We start from the raw sequence: 237 nt of genomic DNA on the forward strand, positions 1-237 counted from the left end.
GTCAGGACGCGTCGACCAGGGACAGGGCGTGGAGCCGCTCCGGCGGGCCGGGGCGGGCGTAGTACCAGCCCTGGGCCGTGTCGCAGCCGAGGACCCGCAGATGCTCGGCCTGCAGGCCCGTCTCCACGCCCTCCACCGTCACCGTCAGATCGAGCGTGTGGGCGAGCGAGACGATCCCCTCCACGATCTTGATGTCCACCGGGTCGGCCGGGTCCCGCTGCATGCCGAGGGTGAAGG

Annotated in this window: 1 protein-coding gene; it reads right to left on the bottom strand. The window is 72.2% G+C overall.

The features are described from left to right. Position 1 precedes the first annotated feature (1 nt). Positions 2–237: EAL domain-containing protein (locus ACSNOK_RS36135; RefSeq protein ID WP_436784880.1), on the bottom strand; the 236-nt coding region annotated here is incomplete at its 5' end.

Origin of the sequence: Streptomyces sp. URMC 126, from assembly GCF_051386555.1 — a bacterium.
Taxonomy (GTDB): Bacteria; Actinomycetota; Actinomycetes; order Streptomycetales; family Streptomycetaceae; genus Streptomyces.